General features: G+C 58.4%; 14 protein-coding genes and 2 pseudogenes. 8 read left to right on the forward strand and 8 right to left on the reverse strand.

The annotated features are described in order from the left end of the window. Nucleotides 1–154 precede the first annotated feature (154 nt). Entirely contained in the window at nt 155–529 is a 375-nt protein-coding gene (gene mvaT / locus AUK77_RS15150; protein ID WP_296131152.1) for a histone-like nucleoid-structuring protein MvaT, read from the reverse strand. Nucleotides 530–815: 286 nt separating this feature from the next. Here mvaT and purU point away from each other — a divergent pair, with 286 nt between their 5' ends. The 3 genes from purU to AUK77_RS15165 are packed head-to-tail and all read left to right on the forward strand — an operon-like array spanning nt 816 to nt 2,370. Beyond that, nucleotides 816–1,667 (forward strand): formyltetrahydrofolate deformylase, encoded by an 852-nt coding sequence (gene purU / locus AUK77_RS15155; RefSeq protein ID WP_296131155.1) that lies wholly within the window; start codon nt 816–818, stop codon nt 1,665–1,667. 46 nt (nt 1,668–1,713) lie between these two features. Further along, nucleotides 1,714–2,139 carry a CBS domain-containing protein gene (locus AUK77_RS15160; RefSeq protein WP_296131157.1) on the forward strand — a complete coding sequence of 142 codons (426 nt, stop codon included), beginning with the start codon at nt 1,714–1,716 and terminating at the stop codon, nt 2,137–2,139. Between the two features lie 18 nt (nt 2,140–2,157). Beyond that, nucleotides 2,158–2,370, forward strand: coding sequence for a hypothetical protein (locus AUK77_RS15165; RefSeq protein WP_296131162.1), 213 nt, complete (start codon nt 2,158–2,160; stop codon nt 2,368–2,370). Between the two features lie 107 nt (nt 2,371–2,477). Here AUK77_RS15165 and AUK77_RS15170 read toward each other — a convergent pair. Next, nucleotides 2,478–4,354, reverse strand: a pseudogene (locus AUK77_RS15170) (methyl-accepting chemotaxis protein). Nucleotides 4,355–4,485: 131 nt separating this feature from the next. Between AUK77_RS15170 and AUK77_RS15175 the strand changes: the two are divergent. After that, nucleotides 4,486–5,979, forward strand: coding sequence for a helicase HerA-like domain-containing protein (locus tag AUK77_RS15175; RefSeq protein ID WP_296131165.1), 1,494 nt, complete (start codon nt 4,486–4,488; stop codon nt 5,977–5,979). 40 nt (nt 5,980–6,019) lie between these two features. Here AUK77_RS15175 and AUK77_RS15180 read toward each other — a convergent pair whose 3' ends face one another. Then, the gene (locus AUK77_RS15180; RefSeq protein ID WP_296131168.1) at nt 6,020–6,232 is read right to left on the reverse strand and encodes a hypothetical protein; all 213 of its coding nucleotides are present in this window, start codon (nt 6,230–6,232) and stop codon (nt 6,020–6,022) included. A gap of 693 nt (nt 6,233–6,925) precedes the next feature. On the opposite strand from AUK77_RS15180, the gene AUK77_RS15185 reads away from it, so the two are divergent. Continuing rightward, a complete protein-coding gene (locus AUK77_RS15185) occupies nt 6,926–7,222 on the forward strand; it encodes a hypothetical protein (protein WP_296131170.1) in 297 nt (98 codons plus the stop codon). 3 nt (nt 7,223–7,225) lie between these two features. On the opposite strand, the gene AUK77_RS15190 is transcribed toward AUK77_RS15185, so the two are convergent. After that, nucleotides 7,226–7,747, reverse strand: coding sequence for a tetratricopeptide repeat protein (locus AUK77_RS15190; protein ID WP_296131173.1), 522 nt, complete (start codon nt 7,745–7,747; stop codon nt 7,226–7,228). A gap of 177 nt (nt 7,748–7,924) precedes the next feature. On the opposite strand from AUK77_RS15190, the pseudogene AUK77_RS15195 reads away from it, so the two are divergent. Further along, a pseudogene (locus AUK77_RS15195) lies at nt 7,925–9,058 on the forward strand (M14-type cytosolic carboxypeptidase). 92 nt (nt 9,059–9,150) lie between these two features. Here the strand turns inward: AUK77_RS15195 and gcvT are convergent. From gcvT to gcvH, 4 genes are all read right to left on the reverse strand, one after another. Beyond that, nucleotides 9,151–10,275: a glycine cleavage system aminomethyltransferase GcvT gene (gene gcvT / locus AUK77_RS15200; protein WP_296131176.1), complete on the reverse strand. Its 1,125-nt coding sequence runs from the start codon at nt 10,273–10,275 to the stop codon at nt 9,151–9,153. A 179-nt stretch (nt 10,276–10,454) separates the two neighbouring features. Next, on the reverse strand, nt 10,455–11,831 hold the full coding sequence (locus tag AUK77_RS15205) for an L-serine ammonia-lyase (protein WP_296131179.1): 1,377 nt from the start codon (nt 11,829–11,831) through the stop codon (nt 10,455–10,457). Between the two features lie 297 nt (nt 11,832–12,128). Beyond that, nucleotides 12,129–14,981 carry an aminomethyl-transferring glycine dehydrogenase gene (gcvP, locus tag AUK77_RS15210; RefSeq protein ID WP_296131180.1) on the reverse strand — a complete coding sequence of 951 codons (2,853 nt, stop codon included), beginning with the start codon at nt 14,979–14,981 and terminating at the stop codon, nt 12,129–12,131. Nucleotides 14,982–14,990: 9 nt separating this feature from the next. After that, nucleotides 14,991–15,374: a glycine cleavage system protein GcvH gene (gcvH, locus tag AUK77_RS15215; protein WP_296131183.1), complete on the reverse strand. Its 384-nt coding sequence runs from the start codon at nt 15,372–15,374 to the stop codon at nt 14,991–14,993. Between the two features lie 505 nt (nt 15,375–15,879). Between gcvH and AUK77_RS15220 the strand changes: the two genes are divergently transcribed. Together AUK77_RS15220 and AUK77_RS15225 are read left to right on the forward strand one after the other, a co-directional pair. Further along, nucleotides 15,880–17,646: a DUF1302 domain-containing protein gene (locus AUK77_RS15220; RefSeq protein ID WP_296131186.1), complete on the forward strand. Its 1,767-nt coding sequence runs from the start codon at nt 15,880–15,882 to the stop codon at nt 17,644–17,646. A 29-nt stretch (nt 17,647–17,675) separates the two neighbouring features. Continuing rightward, nucleotides 17,676–19,046 (forward strand): DUF1329 domain-containing protein, encoded by a 1,371-nt coding sequence (locus AUK77_RS15225; protein ID WP_296131189.1) that lies wholly within the window; start codon nt 17,676–17,678, stop codon nt 19,044–19,046. The last annotated feature ends 77 nt before the right edge of the window (nt 19,047–19,123 follow it).

Here is a 19,123-nt window from a genome sequence, read left to right on the forward strand (position 1 = left end):
ATTGGTGAGCCCAGCATAACAACATTTAAAGCCGAAGCTAATACCAATACGTTTTAAGGCTGCGCCTTGCCTGCAACAACACGTAAAACCGATAACCCATAAAAAACGCCAGCAGCGCTGGCGTTTTAAATAAAGCAGGTGTGGCGTTTGATACTTAGTCCAGCAGGGTGACCCAGCTTTCTACCACGTCACCGCCCCACTTGGCTTTCCACTCTTTCAGCGTTTTGTGGTTGCCGCCTTTGGTTTCGATAACTTCGCCAGTGTTAGGGTTTTTGTACTGCTTAACTTTGCGGGCGCGCTTGCTGGTGGCTGCTTTCGGGGCGCGAGTTGTTTTGCCGCTTTTAGCTTCTGGGTCGAGCATGGCAATGATGTCACGCAGCGACTTTTGATATTCGCCCATCAGCGCGCGCAGTTTGCCTTCGAATTCCAGCTCTTTTTTCAGTTTGTCGTCTTGCGACATGTTCTTCAGGCGTTCTTGCAGTTCTTTGATGGCTTCTTCTGTAGCACGGTATTCGTTGATCAAGGACATGAGTGTGACCTGTATAGGGTTTGGAGAAGTGTCAGCAATAGTAGTCAGGCACTTTTAACAAGTAAACCGCTTTGTCACTATTTTTTATAAAGATGTTTGTTTAATGAAGTGTGAGGGAACTTTTAATCATTTGATCGATGCTATTTGTGTCATGGTCATTGCCGGATGATTACCAGTGCGACCGTGTTGCCAGCGCTCTGCTGGCGCTACGGTAAGACGCCAGTTACTGCAGTTTTTCAGCGCAGTGACTAGAATGGCCGACTTTATTTGAGTGCTGGAGCTGCTGATGCGTACTTTTCGATTGGTCATAGCCTGTCCGGACCGGGTCGGGATCGTGGCGAAGGTCAGTAATTTTCTGGCCACTTATAACGGCTGGATCACCGAAGCCAGTCACCACTCTGACACCCAGAGTGGCTGGTTCTTTATGCGTCACGAAATTCGTGCAGATTCGCTGCCTTTTGATCTGGATGGTTTTCGCCAAGCGTTTGCACCGATTGCCCGCGAGTTCTCGATGGAATGGCGCGTCACCGATTCGGCGCAGAAAAAACGCGTGGTATTGATGGCCAGCCGTGAATCGCACTGTTTGGCGGACCTGTTACACCGTTGGCACAGTGATGAGTTGGATTGCGGTATTCCCTGTGTGATCTCAAACCATGATGACCTGCGCAGCATGGTTGAATGGCACAACATCCCGTTCTTTCATGTGCCGGTTGATCCGCAGAACAAACAATCAGCATTTGATGAAGTGGCTCGCTTGGTGAAGAGCCATGCAGCGGATGCGATTGTTCTGGCCCGTTATATGCAGATTTTACCTGCGGCACTGTGTGCCGAGTTTTCCCAGCGTGTCATCAACATCCACCACAGCTTTTTGCCGTCGTTTGTTGGCGCCAAGCCTTATCACCAGGCTTCACTGCGTGGCGTGAAGCTGATTGGCGCAACCTCGCACTACGTCACTGAGGAGCTGGATGCCGGCCCCATTATTGAGCAAGACGTGGTGCGTGTAAGTCACCGAGACAGCATCGAAGAAATGGTGCGCCTGGGTAAGGACGTGGAGAAGATGGTTTTGTCGCGTGGTCTACGCTATCACTTGGAAGATCGAGTGCTGGTGCACGATAACAAGACAGTGGTGTTCGACTGAGGTGCATGCTGCGGTTCTGATCATGACGTGACACGAGGGAATACTGATGCTCAAGTCAATCAAGGTACGTGACTACATGACCCGCAATCTGGTGATATTTCGTCCTGAAATGGACCTGTTCACCGCCATCAACCGCCTGCTTGAACACCGTATTTCCGGTGCCCCGGTTGTGGATGGGCAGGGGCATCTGGTGGGGTTGTTATCCGAGGGGGACTGCTTGCGCGGTATTCTCTCCGGCGCTTATTACGAGTCCGCCGGTGGCGATGTCAGCGCCTACATGACCACCGAGGTCGAGGTGATTTCGCCAGAGGCCGATATCATCGAAATCTCTGAGCGCTTCTTGCGTGGCCGTCGTCGCCGTCTGCCTGTGGTTGAGGCCGGTTGTCTGATCGGGCAGGTAAGCCGCAGTGATGTGTTGCGTGCGGTTAAAGAGTTTGCCCAGCATGATGAAGGGCGTCGCTCTCTCGGCTGATTTGATGAGGCATTTGATATGAGCGATCCCCTGGCCCGTGGTGCCTCTGTAGCGCCCCCAGTGCTCGGCGAAGGCTGCACGCAGCGCTATGACCCGCAGGCACTCACGGCTGAAAACGGTGCGGAGTTTGCACAAGCTGCCGAGTTGTGGCGCGAGTTGCAGCAACGCGCGCTACTTCAGGCAGAGCAGGATGCGCAGAGTGAAACCAGTCAGGGTGTTGGATCAGCGTAAAAAGTCGCGCGTCTTCAAGGCTATTGCCGGATCGGTAGCGCAGTCTCATCTGAGGCTTAAAACAAAACGGGGCGCTGAATAAGCGCCCCGTTTGTTTGGGTACTGGTTTAGATGCGGAAGCTGTCCACCAGATGTTTGAGGCGTTGCGCCTGCTGCTCCAGATCCCCACAGGCGCGCAGGGTGGCATTGAGGTTTTCCACGCCTTCCTGATTTAGCGTGTTGATTTCGGTGATGTCCATGTTCAGCGCTTCGATTACCGAGGTTTGTTCTTCGGTTGCCGTGGCTACAGATTGGTTCATGCCGTCAATTTCACCGATGCGTTCGGTCACGCTGCTAAGGCGCGAACCGGCCTGGTTGGCAATCTCAACGCTTTCCTCGCTGTAACGCTGGCTCTCGGTCATGGTGGTGACCGACTCGCGTGAGCCAACTTGCAGCTCTTCGATCATTTTCTCGATTTCTTGCGCGGACTCCTGGGTACGGTGCGCAAGGTTGCGTACCTCGTCAGCCACCACCGCAAAGCCCCGGCCGGCTTCACCCGCGCGCGCCGCCTCAATGGCGGCGTTGAGGGCCAGCAGGTTGGTTTGTTGGGAGATACTTTTGATTACTTCAAGAATCTGGCCGATGTTTACCGTCTTGCTGTTAAGCGTCTCGATGTTGCCGCACGAGGCGCTGATTTTGCCCGAGAGCTCGTTCATCGCCTTGATGGTTTGTTCGACCACTTGGCGGCCATCTTCGGCCAGTTGACGAGCGTCTGAGGCTTGGTTCGAGGCGTCCGCTGCGTTACGGGCAATCTCCTGAGCGGCTGCACCTAATTCGTTGATCGCGGCTGCCACGCTGTTGGTGCGGCTGGCCTGCTCATCTGAATTGATCATGGACGAATTGGAGGCACCCACTACCAACTTAGCCACTTCGTTGACCTGACTGGTGGCCGACGACACTTCACGAATCGAGGTGTGAATACGCTCGACGAATTGGTTAAAGGCACGTGCCAGCCGACCAAATTCATCGTTGGACTGAATGGTCAGGCGTTTGGTCAGGTCACCTTCGCCCTGAGCGATGTCCTCCATGGTTTTGCCCATGACGTTCAGCGGCTGCATCAATACGCTGATCAGCATGCTGAGCAGGAAAATAATCAGCACCACTGCAATCACCGTCGCAATGATGGCGGATGCGCGGAACTCGCTGAGCATTTGGTACGCCTTGCCCTTGTCGATAGACAGGCCGACATGCCACTTAACGGATGGCAATCCATCTACTGGGGCAAATGTCAGGATGCGTTCACTCCCATCCAGCGTTGTTTCGCTGAAATCACCAGTGATGCGAGGGGTGTTTTGTGGGTAGATTTCACTGAGATTCTTCATCACCAGTGATTTGTCTGGATGCACCAGTACCTTGCCGTCGGCGCTGACGAGAAAGGCATAGCCCATGCCGGCAAAGTCGAGGGAATTGATGATTTCAACCAAGGTGTTGAGGCTCAGGTCTCCGCCGACCACGCCTGCGGCTTTAGCCGGTGTGGCGATGGTGATGATCAGTTCGCTGGTGGCGGCATCAACATAAGGTTCAGTCAGTGTTGTTGTGCCGGCAGCGACAGCATCTTTGTACCAAGGGCGCTGACGCGGATCGTAATCGTCCGGCATGTCTTCATTAGGGCGCATGGTGAAGCTGCCGTCAGCGCTGCCCAAGTACGTGAACTCGAAGGTAGATGCCAAGGCTTTCTGCTCGAGCAGATTGCTCAGGTAGTCGCTGGAAGAGTCCCTTGCTACGGACTGTGCGACGTTTTCCACCAGCAGAATTCGTCCCGACAGCCAGTGGAAATGTTGCTGGCTGTCACGCTGCCCATCTCATGCAGGTAACTTTCCAGGTCGGCACGAATGGCTTTGCGCTGCAGGTAGTCGTTGTACAGGGTGAACAGCGAGAAAGCCGCTATTACCACCAGCGAGGCGGCGAGCAGAATCTTGTGGCTGAACTTCAGGTTATTGGTCATGGCTTCTTGCGTCCGGTAAGGTCTGGCATCAGTCTTTGCTGACGCTCGCTATGTCTGACAACGCCTTTTGGGGGGCGATGTTCAGTGTGTCGGCACACTTGAAGTAAAGCTTTAACTGCGGAGATAACAAGATGGCAGAGGGTGGGCAGTTTTTTGTAGGCGCAGATCCGCAAGGGCTGGCAGTGGGTCAAGCATTGCGTATGGCCAATCGGCATGGGCTGATTGCCGGTGCAACCGGTACGGGTAAAACCGTGACCCTGCAGCGCCTGATCGAAACGTTTAGTGATGCCGGTGTGGCGGTGTTTGCTGCCGATATCAAAGGCGATCTCAGCGGTTTGGGCGCCGCTGGCGCTCCGCAGGGTAAAGTCGCGGAGCGCATTGCCAGCATGCCCTGGCTCAATCATCAGCCCAAGGCCTACCCGCTGACGCTTTGGGATGTGCATGGCCAGAGTGGTCACCCACTGCGCACCACGCTCAGCGAAATGGGCCCTTTATTACTGGGGGCGTTGCTGGAGTTGACCGACAGCCAGCAGGCTGCGCTGTATGCCGCATTTAAAGTGGCGGATCGCGAAGGCCTGCTGCTGCTCGATTTGAAAGACCTCAAGGCGTTGCTGGCACACCTTAAGAGCAATCCGCAGGTACTGGGTGAAGACAGCGCGCTGTTTACGTCTACATCATCGCAGGCATTGCTGCGCAAGCTAGCCGGCCTTGAACAGCAGGGCGCAGAGGCCTTGTTCGGTGAACCGGCACTGCAACTTGAAGACATTCTGCACCCGGATCGTGATGGGCGTGGGCGTATTCATCTGCTCGATGCCAGCCGCCTGGTGCATGAAGCGCCCAAGGTTTACGCGACCTTCCTGCTCTGGCTGCTGGCCGAGTTGTTCGAGCAATTGCCCGAGCGCGGTGATGCTGAAAAGCCGCTGTTGGCTTTGTTTTTCGATGAGGCTCATCTGCTGTTTGCCGACACGCCCAAGGCGCTTCAGGAGCGATTGGAGCAAGTGGTGCGTTTGATTCGTTCAAAAGGCGTGGGTGTTTACTTTGTCACCCAGTCGCCGGCTGATTTGCCTGACGCGGTGCTGGCTCAGTTGGGATTGCGTATTCAGCATGGGCTGCGTGCGTTCACGGCCAAAGAGCAGAAGTCACTGCGTGCAGTGGCCGATGGCTTCCGGCCCAATCCCGCTATCGACAGTTTGGCCGTGCTGACTGAGTTGGGCATTGGAGAAGCGTTGGTCGGTACGCTGGAATCGAAGGGAACGCCGGCCATGGTGCAGCGTGTAGCGGTTGCGCCACCGCAGTCGCGTATTGGCCCGCTGACCGACGCAGAGCGAGCCGTTTTGATACGTCAGTCTCCGCTAGCTGGTCGTTACGACAAACCGGTTGATCGTGAATCCGCCTATGAAATGCTGCAAATGCGCAGCGAACAAGCGGTCATGCAGCAGACTGAAGGAGCCTCTGCGGCGTCCAGCGCTCAGCAGGGCGCAGGGTTGGGCAGTGCGGCGGGTGAGCTGCTGGGTGGTTTTGCCGGGCAGGTGGTGAAAACAGCCATGCGCCAGGCAGCGAATCAACTGGGTAGGCAGTTGGTGCGCGGTTTGTTGGGGTCGTTAATGGGTGGCAAGAAGCGTTGAGACCTAGGCCACCCATGCGGTGGCCTGCTGCCATGGAGTATCAGGTTGATGCTCCATCGGCTTTATTTTTTAACTCTTTTTCGATTCTCTCCAACTCTTTGTCAAAGGCTTGATCAAGGAGGTTGGATCTTTTTCGCCAAGGCTTGCGCTCGGGGTCCGGTTGAGCGGCGTAGGTAATGACTTCCCCGCCGTATACGTCCTTGTAACGTTGCGCCTGGCGCTCGAGTTCGGCGCGCAGTTCGTCTTTCGTCACGTAGTTACCCATGGTTCTGGAGCGGAAAATGGTTAGATGACGGGTTCCTATGTATGCCGTCTAGTCCAGCCAAATAGGATGTGTAAGCACATATATGTATGACAGAGCATTTGCTTCACACGCGAAGTACCAAAATTAATACCCGATTACGTGCTGTTGCCCGCCAATGGCCCACTGGCATGAGTGGGTGGCTTACACAGGGTAATTATGATCCTGATGATTTAAAAGTCCAGTGGGGTGTAATTTAAAGAGCTGAGTATTTTATTAAACTATTGATAAATATAGTTTTTATTGATTTTAGAGCGTGCAGTGCGAAGTGGGCTTGACGATCTGTTCTAGTGGTTGGTCGTCGTGATTAAGGGCCTGCGGTGTTCGTCGCCGGGTAGCACGGAGGATGTCATGTTGTGTGCATTTATTCGTTTGTGTCGCATGCCGGTAGGCGCCGGTAATACCTTGCAAACCATGAGCGATTGAGTCGAACCTCTGGTCTCTCTACATTTACTTCTATAATCGCTGGTCTGCCGATGATATCGGCGGAATGTGCGCAAATGGCAACATGTGGCTTATTAAGTGCGTGTGCAACGATTTGACAGTAAGCCGCCCGTTTGGTGCAGTTGAGCGTGCGTTGAACTGAACCACGAGCTATTTGTTGTGCCACTATTTCGATAATCATGATTTTAAGAGGAGAGTGCTGTGCGTAAATCTGTGCAATTGGCCGCATTGGCGGTGGTAATGATCGCCCTAGTAGGCTGCGACGCGGTGGAACAATCGGCGCAGAACCTCGCCGAAAAAGCTGAACAAGCGGTGCAAGATGTCGCTAAAGAGGCGGTTGATGGCGCGGTCCAAGGTCTTAACGAGCAGATAGATGGTGTGCAGCAATCTGCAAATGAGTTGCTTGGCAAGCCTGCCGATGAAGAGGGCAAAGATGAGTCGCAGCAGTCTGAAGCGCCTGCCAATGAGGCTGTTGATGCAAAGGCGGTTGAGACCTAAGGCTTATTGGAGCGCTTGCAATGCTTGGCAACTGGGCGCGTACTGCTGCTGACACGCGCTCTGGAACAACTGCTTGGCTTGGATTGAGTCTTTCGGCACACCCTGCTCCCCGCTTAGGTAGAGGTTGCCGAGGATGTGCTGGGCCATTGCGTTACCGCCTGCCGCTGATTGGTTGAGGTATTTGAGCATCTGCTGCGGGTTGCGCAATTCAGGCTTGTCGCGGCCGGTGTACAAGTAGGCCAAGCTCACGGCCGCCCCGGCGTGACCTTTTTCAGCTGCTTGTTTCCACCAATGTTCTGCCTGTTTAAGGTCTTTGGGTTGGCTGACAAAGTACCGGCTACCCAGTTGGAATTCGCTGTCGGGATCGCCGCGACTGGCCTGTTGGCGCAAGTCATTTTGCGCATCGATCTGCGGAATATCGCGGCTATCCGCTTGCCCAATCGGCGGCTCGTTTGCTGTATTGGCGCAGCCGGCCAGTAACAGGGCGGTGAAGGGCAGCGCGGTGAGCATATAACGAAGACGCATGGCGCGTTGAGTTCCTGTTTGGCTTTGTTCGCTGTGTAGCAGACTGCCGAATCTGCAGTAAGTTGCTGTGCTTTGCACGCTGCACAGTTGAACTGTTTGTCGCCTGCAGCGTTTCCTTGGTCGTTCTGAACTGCGATTCTTGTCGGCGATTGCCAAACAACGGCCGACGAGGGTTTCATGCAGATCAGTTGCGATTTCGACAGCGGCAACATTGAGGTCATCGACTCCAGTAACTTGCAGCGGGTGTTACTGGCTATTCGCCCCGATCTTAACAGTGCACATTTCTAGTGGTTCCACTTCAAGGCTGAGGGTTTGCAGCCGGGTCAGCGTTATGGCTTTAGCCTGGTTAATGCCGGGCAGTCGTCTTACAAACAGGCCTGGCATGGTTACCACGCCGTAGCCTCTTATGATCAACGCACCTGGTTTCGCGTCCCCAGCCGTTTTGAAGAGGGTGCGCTGAACTTCGACATTGAGCCGCAACATGCGCAGATCTGGTTTGCCTATTTCGAACCTTATAGCCGGGAACGGCATGAGCAATTGATTGCCGATGCGCAGCGCCTGGCCGGTGCTGAATTGTTGGCCACGGGTCGCAGCATTGAAGGGCGCGCAATCGAGTTGTTGCGCATCAGCCGCAATCCGCAAGCGTCGCGCAAGATCTGGCTGATTGCCCAGCAACACCCCGGCGAGCATATGGCCGAGTGGTTTATGGACGGGCTGATCGAGCGGTTGCAACAGACTGATGACGCCGAGCTTAGCGCGCTGTTGGAACAGGCGGACCTCTACATCGTGCCGAACATGAATCCTGACGGTGCCTACCGTGGCCATCTGCGCACCAACCATGCCGGGCGCGACCTAAACCGTGCCTGGCAGTCAGCCAGCGAGACTGATAGCCCGGAGGTGTATTTTGTTCAGCAGCAAATGCGCGCCGTGGGCGTCGATCTGTTTCTGGATATCCACGGTGATGAGGAAATCCCCCACGTCTTTGTCGCTGGCTGTGAGGGCAATCCCGGCTACAGCATGCGTCTGCAAAGCTTGGAGGAGCAGTTCAAACGCTTGCTGATCGAGCAGGGCGCTGAGTTCCAGACGGCCTTCGGTTACCCGCGTGACGAACCGGGCCAGGCCAACACCACGTTGGCTTGCAATGCCGTGGGACTGGAGTTCGACTGTCTGGCGTTCACCATCGAAATGCCCTTCAAAGACCACGACGACCGCCCCAACCCGCACACCGGCTGGAGCGGTGAGCGCTCCAAGGGATTGGGTAAAGACGTGCTCAGCGTTTTAGCGGCGATGGTTGGGCAGCTGCGCGAGTAGCGGAGCGGTTAACGAGTAGCCCGGATGCAATCCGGGGATGGCCGAATGGCCACCACCGATGCCCCGGATTGCATCCGGGCTACGTGCGGGCTTTAACCGCGGTAGTAACGTTGCGGCACAAACGGCGTTTTCGCCACTTTCATCGCCACGCGCTTGCCGCGCACCATGGCCCATACCTCGGTATCCAGGGCGATATGGCTGCTCTGCACATAACCCATGGCCACAGGCGCAGCCAGGCTTGGGCCGAAGCCGCCGCTGCATACGGTGCCGATCACATTGCCATCGGCATCGACGATTTCTGCGCCTTCACGCACGGGAACACGTTCTTGCGGCAGCAGGCCGACGCGTTTGCTGGCCACGCCTTCTTGCTGTTGGGCGAAGATTCGCTCGGCACCGGGGAAACCGCCAGCACGGGCGCCATCGGCGCGACGCGGCTTGGACATGGCCCACAGCAGACTGGCCTCGATCGGCGTGGTGCTGGTGCTCATGTCATGGCCGTAGAGGCACAGGCCCGCTTCCAGGCGCAGCGAGTCGCGTGCGCCCAGGCCGATGGCCTCGACTTCTGCTTCGGCCAGCAGGCTGCGGGCCAGAGTTTCGGCGTGCTCGCTCGGCACGGAGATTTCGAAGCCGTCTTCGCCGGTGTAGCCGGAGCGGCTGACGTAGCAGTCGACACCCAGCAGGCGCACCGGGGCGAATTGCATAAAGGTCATTTTCGCAACGATGGGGGCCAGGCGCGCCAGTACATCGACGGCTTTCGGGCCTTGCAACGCTAACAGGGCGCGGGATTCGAACAGGCTTTCGATTTCGCACTGGCTGCCAATGTGCTGTTGCAGGTGAGCCAAGTCTTGCTCTTTACACGCAGCGTTGACCACCAGGAACAGGGTGTCGTTGCCCAAGTTGGCGACCATCAGGTCGTCGAGGATGCCGCCGTTCTCATCGGTGAACATGGCGTAGCGCTGCATGCCCACGGGCAGGTCGATGATGTCCACCGGCACCAGGGTTTCCAGGGCTTTGGCGGCATTCGCGCCGCGCAGGACGATCTGGCCCATGTGCGATACATCGAACATGCCGGCGGCGTCGCGGGTGTGCAGGTGTTCTTTCATGACACCCAGCGGGTATTGCACCGGCATGTCATAGCCGGCGAACGGCACCATGCGTGCGCCCAGTTCGATATGCAGAGCGTGGAGCGGGGTTTTCGCCAGGGTTTCAGTGGTCATGCTGTTCTCCATAAATGTTGTGGGCGGAGTCTATATCGACCCCTCTCCCTAGCCATCTCCCCGGAGGGGCGAGGGGATGGTCCGGTGTTATTAATACGTTCCATGGAGGGTCTCGCTAGAGCGGCCCTCATCCGAACGCGGCCCGCCCCAGCCCCTCTCCCGAGGGAAAGGGGAGGCAGTCAGCACTCGACAATATTCACGGCCAGGCCGCCGCGAGCGGTTTCCTTGTACTTGTTGTTCATGTCGGCACCGGTCTGGCGCATGGTGCGGATGACTTTATCCAGCGAGACAAAGTGCTGGCCGTCGCCGCGCAGGGCCATGCGCGCGGCGTTGATGGCCTTCACTGAGCCCATGGCGTTGCGTTCGATGCAAGGTACTTGCACTAGGCCGCCGATGGGGTCGCAGGTCAGGCCAAGGTTGTGTTCCATGCCGATTTCGGCGGCGTTCTCCACTTGATTGACGCTGCCGCCGAGCACTTCGCACAGCGCGCCGGCAGCCATTGAGCAGGCCACGCCGACCTCGCCCTGGCAGCCGACTTCGGCACCGGAGATCGAAGCGTTTTCTTTATAGAGGATACCGATGGCGGCTGCGGTGAGCAGAAAACGCACCACGCCGTCGTCGTTCGCGCCGGGGATAAAGCGGCTGTAGTAATGCAGCACCGCCGGGACGATCCCGGCCGCGCCGTTGGTGGGGGCGGTCACCACGCGGCCACCGCTGGCGTTTTCCTCGTTTACCGCTAGGGCGTAGAGGTTGACCCAGTCGAGCACGCTGAGGGCGTCACGCAGGCTGGCTTCAGGGTGCTGGCACAGTTGCCGGTGCAGGTCGGCGGCGCGGCGTTTGACCTTGAGGCCGCCGGGCATGATGCCTTCGTTGCGGCAGCCGGCGCTGACGCAGTCCTGCATCACCTGCCAAATTTGCAGCAGGCGCGCGCGGGTCTCGGCTTCCGGTCGCCAGGCGGCTTCATTGGCCAGCATCACCTGACTGATGCTCAGGCTGTGTTCGGCACAGTGAGCCAGCAGTTGTTTGGCGGTGGTGAAGGGGTAGCGCAGCACGGTGCGGTCGGGGGTTATGCGATCAGCCCCGGCCGCCTGTTCGTCAACGACAAAACCGCCACCCACCGAATAGTACTCACGCGAGCGGATCTGCAGGCCACTGGCGTCGAAGGCGCGGAAGATCATGCCGTTGGGGTGAAACGCCAGGGTTTTGCGGATCATCGCTAGGTGCTGTTTTTCCACAAAGCCAATCGGTTTTTCACCGAGCAATCGCAGTTGACCGCTGCTGCGGATCTGCGCCAGGCGCGCCGGTACGCAGGTGGTGTCTACCCGATCCGGCTGTTCACCTTCCAGCCCTAGCAGCACTGCTGTGTCGCTGCCGTGGCCTTTGCCGGTTGCGCCCAGCGAGCCGTACAGCTCGATCTTGATGCTCGCGCTGCTGGTCAGCAGGTCATCACGGCGCAGGCCTTCGGCGAAGCGTCCGGCGGCCAGCATCGGCCCGACCGTGTGCGAACTGGAGGGGCCGATACCGATTTTGAACAGGTCAAATACGCTAAGTGACATGTGTTGCTCCGGGTGCGCCATGGCCTATCACCAGCCTCGGTTCAGTTTGAACAGAGGATTCACGGCGTTTCTGCAGCCAGCGTAGACCGAGACTCACACTGTGCTGCGAAGGACGTCTGGCTCAGGTTTATTGTTCTTGTGGGTGCAGCTAACCCGCCTCGGTTAGAGGTGAGTCGAAATTCTTGGGTTGAACCGACCTTGTAACCCGGATGAAACCGGGGAAGTTTTCGCAAGCTTCCCGGATTTCGTCCGGGCTACGGTTGCCGCTCACCTTCGGGGTCAGCGGCATAGACACCTTTACGCGTCCTGATACGCCTCGATGGACGGGCAGGCACAGATCAGGTTGCGGTCGCCGAACACGTTATCCACGCGGCCGACCGGCGGCCAGTATTTGGCCTCGATCAGGCTGGCCACGGGGTACACGGCCTGCTCGCGGCTGTAGGCGTGAGTCCACTCGCCGACCAGTTCCAAGGCAGTGTGCGGAGCGTTTTTCAGTGGGTTGTCGTTGGCATCCAACTGGCCAGCTTCCACCGCACGAATCTCGTTGCGGATGGCGATCATGGCGTCGCAGAAGCGGTCCAGCTCTTCCTTGGATTCGCTTTCGGTCGGTTCGATCATCAGCGTGCCGGCGACTGGGAAGGACATGGTCGGAGCATGGAAACCGAAGTCGATCAGGCGCTTGGCCACGTCATCAACGCTGATGCCGCTGCTGTCTTTGATCGGACGGATATCCAGAATGCACTCGTGCGCCACCAGGCCGTTGCTGCCCGAATACAGCACGGGGTAGTGCTCTTCCAGGCGGCGGGCGATGTAGTTGGCGTTGAGGATGGCCATCTGCGAAGCGCGCTTGAGGCCTTCGCCGCCCATCATGCTGATGTACATCCAGGTGATCGGCAGAATGCTGGCGCTGCCGAATGGCGCGGCGCTGACGGCACCCTCTTTACGGGCCATGTGGCCGTGGCCGGGCAGGAAGGGGATCAGGTGTTCCTTCACGCCAATTGGGCCCACACCGGGGCCGCCACCGCCGTGCGGAATGCAGAAGGTCTTGTGCAGGTTCAGGTGCGACACGTCGCCACCGAACTGACCCGGTGCGCAGAGGCCGACCATGGCGTTCATGTTGGCGCCGTCGATGTACACCTGGCCGCCGTTGTCGTGAATGATCTGGCAGATTTCGCGGATGCCTTCCTCAAACACGCCGTGGGTCGACGGGTAGGTGATCATGATCGCGGCGAGGCGCTCTTTGTGCTCTTCGGCCTTGGCTTTGAGGTCGGCGATATCCACGTTGCCGCTGCTGTCGCAGGCGGTCACGACGACGCGCATACCGACCATGCTGGCGGTGGCCGGGTTGGTGCCGTGAGCCGATTGCGGGATCAGGCAGATGTCGCGCTGATCATCGCCACGGCTCAGGTGATAGGCGCGAATAGCCATCAGACCGGCGTATTCGCCTTGGGAGCCGGCGTTCGGCTGCAGGGAAATGCCGTCGTAACCGGTGGCCGCGCAGAGCATGGCTTCCAGTTCTGTGGTCAGTTGGCTGTAGCCTTGGCTTTGCTCGGTCGGGGCGAAGGGGTGCAGGTTGCCGAATTCGGCCCAGGTCACCGGGATCATTTCGCTGGCAGCGTTGAGCTTCATGGTGCACGAGCCCAGCGGGATCATGCTGCGGTCCAGCGCCAGGTCCTTGTCGGCCAGCTTGCGCAGGTAGCGCATCAGCTCGGTTTCGCTGTGGTAGCGGTTGAACACCGGGTGGCTGAGGATTTCCGATTCGCGCAGCAGGCCTTTTGGCAGTTGGGCCGTCACGCCAGCCGCCAGTTCCGCAAAGGCCGGTACAGCCTTGCCGTCGGCGAAGACCGCCAGCAGGGCTTCAACGGCCGCTTGATCGGTGGTCTCATCCAAGGACAGGCCCAGACGCTCGCCGTCGATTTCACGCAGGTTGATCCCAGCCTTGCGCGCAGCGGCGTGCAGGGCTGCGGTTTTGCCGCCAGTGGCCAGGGTCAGGGTGTCGAAGAAGAATGCCTGTTCAACGCTGTAACCCAATGCACGCAGGCCTTTGGCCAGGATCGCAGTGAACTGGTGGGTGCGCTGGGCGATTTGCACCAGACCTTTCGGGCCGTGGTACACGGCGTACATGCTGGCGATGTTGGCCAGCAGCACCTGCGCGGTGCAGATGTTGCTGGTGGCCTTCTCGCGGCGGATGTGTTGCTCGCGGGTTTGCATGGCCAGGCGCAGGGCCGGCTTGCCGAAGCGGTCGATCGACATGCCGACCAGGCGGCCCGGCATATCGCGCTTGAATGCATCACGGGTAGCAAAGTAAGCGGCATGTGGGCCACCGAAGCCCAGCGGCACACCGAAACGCTGCGCGCTGCCCAGGGCTACGTCGGCACCGAATTCGCCCGGCGGGGTGAGCAGGGTCAGGGCCAGCAGATCAGCGGCCACGGCCACCAGGGCATTGGCGGCGTGGAAGCGCTCAACCAGTTCGCGGTAGTCGAAGATGTCGCCATTGCTCGCCGGGTATTGCAGCAGCGCGCCGAAGTAGGCGCTGGCGTCGGTGATCGCAGCTTCATCGCCCACCACGACTTCAATGCCCAGAGGCTCGGCGCGGGTGCGCAGCACGTCGAGGGTTTGCGGGTGGCAATGCTGGGAGGCGAAGAAGGCGTTGCTGGCCTTGTTCTTTGACAGGCGTTTGCAGAAGGTCATGGCTTCGGCAGCGGCGGTGGCTTCGTCCAGCAGCGAGGCGTTGGCGATCTGCATACCGGTGAGGTCGCTGATCAGGGTCTGGAAGTTCAGCAGCGATTCCAAGCGGCCTTGGGAAATTTCTGGCTGATACGGGGTGTAGGCGGTGTACCACGCTGGATTTTCCAGCAGGTTACGCAGGATCGGGCTCGGCGTGTGGGTGCCGTAGTAGCCCTGGCCAATGTAGGTTTTGAACTGCTGGTTCTTGGCCGCGATGGTTTTGATCTTGGCCAGGGCGTCGGCTTCCGACAGGCCCGGCTGTGCGCCGAGGATGCTGGTGCCTTTAATGCTCTCGGGAATGACGTTATCGGTCAGTGCGTCGATGCTGGCGTAGCCGAGCAGGTCGAGCATGGCCGCGGTGTCTGCGTCACGTGGGCCGATGTGGCGGGCGATAAATTCGTTCTGGGTGGTCAGCTTGGTCATCACAATCTCTCAGGCGTCAGCATTGGCGTTGAGCAGGCGCTCGTAAGCGGCCTGGTCGAGCAGGTCGGCAACGGCGCTGGCATTGGCCGGCCGAAAACGGAAGAACCAGCCCTTGCCCAGGGGGTCTTCGTTGACCAGCTCAGGGCTGGATTCTAGCTCGGCATTGACCTCAACCACCTCACCGTCCAGCGGCATGGCGATATTGCTGGCAGCTTTTACCGACTCCAGCACCGCGACTTCGTCACCCCCGGCGTAGCGCTGTACGTCTGGCAGTTGGACGAATACCACATCACCCAGGGCGTCCTGGGCGTAGGCGGTAATGCCGACCGTAATCAGGCCATCGGCATCCTGACGCAGCCATTCGTGCTCAACGGTAAAACGTAATTCGCTCATGTGTACTCCTCAAGGGTGATGACTCGCCCTTCTGTTGGGGCGATGTGCAGGGTGCTTGTGCGCGGCAGCAAGCAGGATGATGGATTACAAGCAAGCTGGGTGCCATTGTTATTTTTATCAATAAAAACAATGGTTTATGTGTTTTCGCGAGGGCTGCTCATAGCTGTTTGTATTGAATTCGATACGGTTTTTGCCGGTAATGCTCGTAGCGCTGCATAAGAGGGCCTGATGTCGTGGTCTGAACGCTTTGTGTCGTATTCATTACGGTGTGTTGAAATCGATACGTTTGCCGTGCCGGTATGCGGCTGGCGCCTTTGCGTTGCGCCATTCACTGGCGCTATGGCGCGTTATTGGGGTTGTTCATGGCATCGCGCGAAGTGGCTGGCGCAGAGGCTTGTTCACTCTTTCGAGTGACAGGGCAAATACCTCTTTCGGGCGCTTATCCCGCCTCAGGCCTCTGGTTAGCGTGAAGCCTCAACACGAAATCCGCTTCCAGGAGTGCCGCATGAGAACAACAAAAAGACATGCCACCTTCCAGCCCAGTGTTTTGGCGCTTGCCATCGCGCTGGGCTGTGTCGCGCCGGTTCAGGCCGTAACGTTCAATTTTGGTGAGGTCGAAGCGCAGTTCGATTCTTCACTGTCGGTGGGTGCCAGTTGGTCAGTGCGTGATGCCGACCGCGACTTTATCTCCACGGCCAGCGGCGGGCAGGCGTCTTCGCGCACCTCGGACGATGGCCGTTTGAACTTTGAGAAGGGCAAGACCTTCTCGAAAATCTTCAAAGGTATTCACGACCTGGAATTGAAGTACGGCGACACCGGCATCTTTATCCGCGGTAAGTACTGGTACGACTTTGAAACCAAGGACGAAGGCCGCGAGTTTTACGACATTCAGGACAACAACCGCAAAACAGCGGCGCAGTCTTCCGGGGCGCAGATTCTCGATGCCTTCATCTACCACAACTACAACCTGGGCAGCCTGCCGGGCAGTGTGCGGGTGGGTAAGCAGGTGGTCAGCTGGGGCGAGAGCACCTTTATTGCGAACAGCATCAACTCCATCAACCCGGTGGACGTGGCGGCATTTCGCCGACCCGGTGCCGAGATCAAGGAAGGCCTGATTCCGGTCAACATGCTCTATGTCTCGCAGAGCCTGACCGATACCCTGAGCATGGAGGCTTTCTACCAGTTGGAGTGGGACCAGACCGTGGTGGATAACTGCGGCACCTTCTTCTCCAGCGCCGATGTGTTGGCCGACGGTTGCGAGGACCGCCTGGCCGTATTTGGCCCTGATCTGCCGCCGGGTGTGTCGAACAACGCCTTTGTTGATAACGCCTACATCCCGCGCGCCGGTGATCGCGACGCCCGTGACAGTGGCCAATACGGCATCGCCCTGCGCTGGTTTGCTGAGTCGCTGAATGACACCGAGTTCGGGGCCTATGCCATGAACTACCACAGCCGTGGCCCGGTGTTCAGCACCATCCGCACCACCACGCCGAACTTTGCGACCTTTATTCCGGGCGCACCGAACGCCCGTTACTTTCTCGAATACCCCGAAGACATCCGCCTGTATGGCCTGAGCTTCCAGACCAACGTGAGCGGCACGGCGCTGTCGGGCGAAGTGAGCTACCGGCCGAACATGCCATTGCAGATCAACTCCACGGACCTGTCGTTTGGCGCGTTGGGGCTGCCGTTCAGCCCGGTTTTTCAGAGCGGTCACGCGCGCAACGTCGCCGGTGCTGACCTGCATGGCTATGACCGCCGTGCGGTGACCCAGGCGCAAATGTCAGCCGTGCACTTTATCGACCGTGTACTGGGCGCCAGTCGCCTGACCTTACTGGGCGAAGTGGGCTACAACCACGTTGCCGGCATCAGTGACGATATTGGCGAATTGCGCTTTGGCCGTGACCCAATTTACGGGCCGGGTGAATACAGCGCGCCGGGTGTCTGCGCCGCCTTTAACGCCGCCAATCCGGATGAATGCCAAGGCGAAGGCTTTTTCACCTCGACCTCCTGGGGTTATCGCCTGCGCGCCAGCCTGGACTACAGCAACGTGTTTGCCGGGGTCAACCTGTCGCCCAGCGTGGCGTGGTCGCATGACGTAGACGGTTACGGGCCGAACTTCAGTGAAGGTAACAAGGCCATCAGCATTGGTCTGAATGCCGACTACCAGAACGCCTACACCGCCAGCCTGAGTTACACCGATTTCTTCGGGGGTGACTACAACACGACCACTGACCGCGATTTCGTTGCGCTCAGCTTCGGCGTGAACTTCTGATTAACGCAGTGCAAAAGGATCCGTACACCATGAAAAGCACAAGAATCCTGCAAGCGGGTGCGCTGGCGCTGACCTTGCTCGCCAGCAGCGTGATGGCTGCAGTCTCTGAGCAAGAAGCCGCGCAACTGGGCACCACCCTGACACCGCTGGGCGGTGAAATGGCCGGAAACGCCGAGGGCACTATCCCGGCCTGGACCGGTGGTTTGTCCACCAATGCGGCGGCGGTGGATGGCAAAGGCTTTTTGGCCGACCCGTTTGCCAATGAGCAACCGCTGTTCACCATCACGGCGGCCAATGCGGCGCAGTACAAGGACAAACTCTCGGCCGGTCAGATGGCCATGCTGCAGCGCTACCCGGACACCTACAAAATTCCGGTATACCCGACCCATCGCACCACCTCCGTGCCCGCAGCGATTGGCGAAGCGGCCAAGGTCAGTGCGTTGAACACCACCGCAGTCGATGGCGGCAACGGGCTGCAAAACTTCAATGCCAGCCGTTATTACGCCTTCCCCATCCCCAAGGCGGGCGTGGAAGTGGTGTGGAACCATGTCACCCGTTATCGCGGCGGTAACACACGGCGCGTGGTGACCCAGGCCACGCCGCAAACCAATGGCTCTTACAGTTTGGTCAAGTTTGAGGACGAAGTGGCCTTCCCGGCGGACATGCCCGACCTAGATCCGGCCAAGGGCAGCAACATCCTGCTCTACTTCAAACAGAGCGTGACGGCCCCTTCGCGCCTGGCCGGTAACGTGCTGCTGGTACACGAGACCATCGATCAGGTGAAAGAGCCGCGTCTGGCGTGGATCTACAACGCCGGTCAGCGCCGCGTGCGTCGTGCCCCGCAGGTGGCCTATGACGGCCCGGGCACCGCGTCCGATGGTATGCGCACGGCGGATAACTTCGACATGTTCTCCGGCGCGCCGGATCGCTATGACTGGCAGTTGGTGGGCAAGAAGGAAATGTACATTCCGTACAACAGCTTCAAGCTCGATTCGCCGTCATTGAAGTACGACGACGTGCTCAAGGCCGGGCACATCAATCAGGACCTGACACGCTACGAGCTGCACCGCGTCTGGGAAGTGGTGGCCACATTGAAGAGTGGTGAGCGGCATATTTATGCCAAACGTCACATGTACTTCGATGAGGACAGCTGGCAAATCGCCCTGGTCGATCACTACGACGGCCGTGGCCAACTGTGGCGCGTCGCGGAGGGTCATGCGCAGCACTACTTCAACTATCAGGTGCCGGGCTACACCCTGGAAGCCCTGTATGACCTGGTGGCGGGACGCTACCTGGCGCTGGGCATGAAGAACGAAGAACGTACCGCCTATAACTTCGGCTTTAAAGCCTCGGCGGCCGACTACACCCCGGCGGCGCTGCGCAGCTCAGGTGTGCGCTAACGGCTCTGTGGTATTTGCTACGCCATGATTGGGCGGCCTGCGGGCCGCCTTTTTTATTGCCTGCCATCAGCTGAGGT

The sequence above is a fragment of the Pseudomonas sp. Ga0074129 genome (genome assembly GCA_001465025.1).
Lineage (GTDB): Bacteria > Pseudomonadota > Gammaproteobacteria > Pseudomonadales > Pseudomonadaceae > Aquipseudomonas.

Excerpts from the sequence above, each read along its gene's own strand:
- AUK77_RS15220 (WP_296131186.1), top strand. The coding sequence starts at position 15,880 with ATGAGAACAACAAAAAGACATGCCACCTTCCAGCCCAGTGTTTTGGCG.
- gcvH (WP_296131183.1), bottom strand. The coding sequence starts at position 15,374 with ATGAGCGAATTACGTTTTACCGTTGAGCACGAATGGCTGCGTCAGGAT.
- AUK77_RS15160 (WP_296131157.1), top strand. The coding sequence starts at position 1,714 with ATGCTCAAGTCAATCAAGGTACGTGACTACATGACCCGCAATCTGGTG.
- AUK77_RS15190 (WP_296131173.1), bottom strand. The coding sequence starts at position 7,747 with ATGCGTCTTCGTTATATGCTCACCGCGCTGCCCTTCACCGCCCTGTTA.
- gcvP (WP_296131180.1), bottom strand. The coding sequence starts at position 14,981 with ATGACCAAGCTGACCACCCAGAACGAATTTATCGCCCGCCACATCGGC.
- gcvT (WP_296131176.1), bottom strand. The coding sequence starts at position 10,275 with ATGACCACTGAAACCCTGGCGAAAACCCCGCTCCACGCTCTGCATATC.
- AUK77_RS15165 (WP_296131162.1), top strand. The coding sequence starts at position 2,158 with ATGAGCGATCCCCTGGCCCGTGGTGCCTCTGTAGCGCCCCCAGTGCTC.
- AUK77_RS15205 (WP_296131179.1), bottom strand. The coding sequence starts at position 11,831 with ATGTCACTTAGCGTATTTGACCTGTTCAAAATCGGTATCGGCCCCTCC.
- AUK77_RS15175 (WP_296131165.1), top strand. The coding sequence starts at position 4,486 with ATGGCAGAGGGTGGGCAGTTTTTTGTAGGCGCAGATCCGCAAGGGCTG.
- mvaT (WP_296131152.1), bottom strand. The coding sequence starts at position 529 with ATGTCCTTGATCAACGAATACCGTGCTACAGAAGAAGCCATCAAAGAA.
- AUK77_RS15225 (WP_296131189.1), top strand. The coding sequence starts at position 17,676 with ATGAAAAGCACAAGAATCCTGCAAGCGGGTGCGCTGGCGCTGACCTTG.
- purU (WP_296131155.1), top strand. The coding sequence starts at position 816 with ATGCGTACTTTTCGATTGGTCATAGCCTGTCCGGACCGGGTCGGGATC.